The 3,689-nt window shown below is 73.1% G+C and carries 3 protein-coding genes; all 3 read left to right on the forward strand.

Annotated elements, in window-relative coordinates:
* Nucleotides 1-361 precede the first annotated feature (361 nt).
* Nucleotides 362-1,222, forward strand: coding sequence for an ABC transporter ATP-binding protein (locus AB0D66_RS34225; RefSeq protein WP_362311052.1), 861 nt, complete (start codon nt 362-364; stop codon nt 1,220-1,222).
* The gene (locus tag AB0D66_RS34230) at nt 1,219-2,199 is read left to right on the forward strand and encodes an iron-siderophore ABC transporter substrate-binding protein (protein WP_362311053.1); all 981 of its coding nucleotides are present in this window, start codon (nt 1,219-1,221) and stop codon (nt 2,197-2,199) included. Before AB0D66_RS34225 ends, AB0D66_RS34230 begins: the two co-directional genes overlap by 4 nt.
* A 3-nt stretch (nt 2,200-2,202) precedes the next feature.
* On the forward strand, nt 2,203-3,689 hold a 1,487-nt coding region (locus AB0D66_RS34235; RefSeq protein ID WP_362311054.1), incomplete at its 3' end, for an iron chelate uptake ABC transporter family permease subunit.

Below are 3,689 nucleotides of genomic sequence, written 5' to 3' on the forward strand. Positions count from 1 at the left end.
GGTCCGACCTCGGCCGGGCGCACGGTCCGGCCCTCCCCGTCGTGCCAGGTCAGCGCGCCGGTGCTGGTTTCCTCGTCGTAGTAGGGCTCGCCGATGCCGTTGCACGTCCGAGATGTGGCGCTCGTCCTCGACGACGAGCACGAGGCCCTTGGACTCCGTCATCACTGCCTCTCACGTGCGGCGAACCGCGTCGATGCTATCCGCGCGGGTCCGCCCCGCGCGCGGACGCGCCAACACCCGTACGTTCCCCGAACAATCCGCCCGCCCGTGTCCGGATATGACGCTTGGCCGATTCGCGCTCTTGCGGAGGTCCGCAGGGAAGTGGTTTGCCAATCAGTAAGGGTAGGCTAACCTTCCGATCGTGCACGTAGTTGAAAAGACCACCGACGCCACGCGTCCCCAGGGTCATGAACTCTCCGCCGAGGGCGTCACCGTGGCGTACGACGGCGTCGACGTCGTACACGACGCCTCGTTGACGCTGCTGCCCGGCGAAGTGACCGCCCTGGTGGGGCCGAACGGCAGCGGCAAGTCGACGCTGCTGCGCACGATCGCGCGGCTGCAGCGGCCCAGGACCGCCACGCTCGTCATCGACGGCGACACCGACGGCCTCGCCCTGAGCCCCCGTGAGTTCTCGCGCCGGGTCGCCCTGCTCACCCAAGGGCGCCCCACACCGAGCGGGCTGACCGTACGGGACCTCGTCGAGTTCGGCCGCTACCCCTACCGGGGACGCTGGGGCCGCGACGACCCGGGCGGCCGGGCCGCCGTGGACCGGGCGCTCGCCCTGACGGGCGTCACGGAACTCGCGGACCGCGGCGCCGAGCACCTCTCGGGCGGCCAGCTCCAGCGCGTCTGGCTGGCCGGCTGCCTCGCACAGGAGACGGGGGTGCTGCTGCTCGACGAGCCGACCACCTACCTCGACCTGCGCTACCAGGTCGAACTCCTCGACCTCATGAGGGACCTGGCGGACGACCACGGCATCGCCGTCGGGGTCGTCCTGCACGACCTCGACCAGGCCGCCGCCGTCGCCGACCGGATCGTCCTGCTCCACGAGGGGCGGGTCATCGCCGACGGCGGCCCCGCGGACGTACTGACGCCCCAGCGGCTGACCGACACCTACGGGATCCGCATCCACGTCGAGACGGACCCCCTCACCGGCCTCCTGCGCACCCGCGCGGTCGGCCGACACCACGCACGAAGCGAAAGGCTCAGCACCACCTCATGAGACGACTCCTCCTCACCGCGGCTGCCGCCACCGCCGCGGCCCTCACCCTGACCGCCTGCGGGACCACCGAGCCCGCCAAGGACGACACCGAGAAGACCGCCGAGCGCATCACCCTCACCGATGACACCGGCGCGAAGGTGGAGCTCGACGGCCCCGCGAAGAACGTCGTCGGGACCGAGTGGAACGTCGTCGAGAGCCTCATATCGCTGGGTGTCGACCCGGTCGGCGTCTCGGACGTCAAGGGCTACAAGACGTGGAACACCGCCGTCCCGCTCAAGAACGAGCCGAAGGACGTCGGCACCCGCGGCGAGCCGAGCATGGACAGCATCGCCGCGCTGAAGCCGGACCTCATCCTCGCCACCACCGACCTGCCGCCCGCCGCCATCGAGCAGATGCGCAAGGTCGCCCCGGTCCTGACGGTGCGCGCCGCCGTCGCCTCGGACCCGATCGGGCAGATGACGAAGAACCTCGACATCATCGCCCAGGCCACCGGCACCACGCAGCAGTCCGAGAAGCTCAAGGGCCAGTTCCAGGCCAAGATCGAGGAGGGCCGCAAGGCTCTCGCCGACGCCGGCCGCGGCGGCGTCCCGATCGCCTTCGCGGACGGCTACACCATCTCCAACCAGGTCTCGATCCGCCCCTTCACCAGCGGCTCGCTCATCGGCGGGGTCAACGAGAAGCTCGGCCTGAAGAACGCCTGGACCGTCCAGGGAGACGAGGCCTACGGCCTCGGCACCACCGACGTCGAGGGCCTCACCAAGCTGGGCGAGGACGTCGAGTTCGCCTACATCGCCAACGAGGGCGACAAGGACAGCACGCCGTTCAGCGGCGCCCTGGCCCAGGACAAGGTGTGGACCACGCTGCCGTTCGTGACGAAGGGCAACGTGCACCGTCTGCCCGACGGCATCTGGATGTTCGGCGGTCCCGAGTCGATGAGCAAGTACGTCGACGCGCTCGTCGCCGCGCTGAAGAAGTAGCACGTGGCCGTCACCGCAACCCGCCCCGCCACCCGGCCCACGGCGGCCGCGTCCCGGACGGGCGCGGCCGCGGTGACGGCCGCGATGGTCCTCCTCGTCACGGTCCTCGCGATCGTCGACATCACCCAGGGAACGGCCGACGTCGGCGGCCCGGAGGTCTGGAAGGCGCTCACGGGCCGGTCCGACCCGGCCGACGCGTCCGTCCTCATCGCCTCCCGGCTGCCGCGGATGACCGCGGGCCTGCTCGTCGGCGCCCTCCTCGGCATGGCGGGCGCCGCCCTGCAGGCGGTCAGCCGCAACGTCCTCGCCGCCCCCGACACCCTGGCCGTCAACGCGGGCTCCTACTTCGCCCTCGGTGCCGTCACCGTCACCGGCGTCTCGCTCCCGCTGCTGGCCTCCTCCGGCGCCGCGTTCATCGGCGGCCTCGCGGCGGCGGCCGTCGTCCTCGGCCTGTCCGGCCTGGGCTCCGGCACCGTCCGGCTCGTCCTCGCCGGCAGCGCCCTCACCCTCGGCCTCACCGCCCTCACCGACAGCCTGCTCCTGCTGTTCCCGCGGGAGACGGAGGGCGTCTACCACTGGAACCAGGGCAGCATCGCCCAACACGGGTTCGACGGCGTGGCGCAGGTGGCGCCGATCGGCGTCGCCGGCCTCATCGGGCTGCTGCTCCTCGCCCGCCGGGTCGACGCCCTGGCCCTCGGCGACGACGCCGCGCGCGGCCTCGGCGTCCCGGTCCGCGCCACCCGGGTCACCGCCGTCGTCCTCGCCGCGCTGCTCTCCACGGCGGCCGTCACCCTCGCCGGGCCCGTCGGCTTCGTCGGTCTGTGCGCGCCCGCCCTCGTCCGCCCGCTCGCCCGGCGGTTCCGTGCCCTCGCCCGTTCGCGGGCGAGCCTTCCGGTCGCCGGCCTCACCGGCGCGGCACTGGTGCTCGGCTCCGACGTCCTGCTGCGCGCCCTCGTGCCGGCGGACGTGGCGGTCGCCGTACCGACGGGCGTCGTCACCAGCCTCGTCGGCGCGGTCTTCCTGGTCGCCATGGCCGTCCGGGTCCGGGACACGGCCGGAGCCACCGCGACCGACCGGCTGCGCATCAGGAGCAGGACCGTCTTCCTCGCCACGACGGCCGTCCTGGTGGCGGTCCTCGCCGGCGTGGTCATCACCGCCGTGCTGGTCGGCGACAGCAAGCTGCTGCTGGGCGACGTGGCCAACTGGGCGCAGGGCCGAGCGGGCCGGACCGTCACCTTCGTCCTCGACACCCGGGTGCCCCGCGTCGTCGCGGCCCTGCTCGCCGGAGCGGCGCTCGCCCTCGCCGGCACGGTCGTACAGGCCGTGACCCGCAACCCCCTCGCCGAACCGGGTGTCCTGGGCGTCTCCGGGGGCGCGGCGCTCGGCGCCGTCCTCCTCGTGACGACAGTGCCCCTGGCCGGCACCTGGAGCGTGGCCGGCGCGGCCTTCGCGGGCGCCGCGGCGGCCTCCGTCCTCGTGTTCGGGCTGGC

The organism is Streptomyces sp. NPDC048270 (assembly GCF_040652335.1).
In the GTDB taxonomy this organism is placed as follows: Bacteria; Actinomycetota; Actinomycetes; order Streptomycetales; family Streptomycetaceae; genus Streptomyces.

Coding starts and splice junctions, on each gene's coding strand:
- AB0D66_RS34230 (WP_362311053.1), top strand. CDS start 1,219: ATGAGACGACTCCTCCTCACCGCGGCTGCCGCCACCGCCGCGGCCCTC.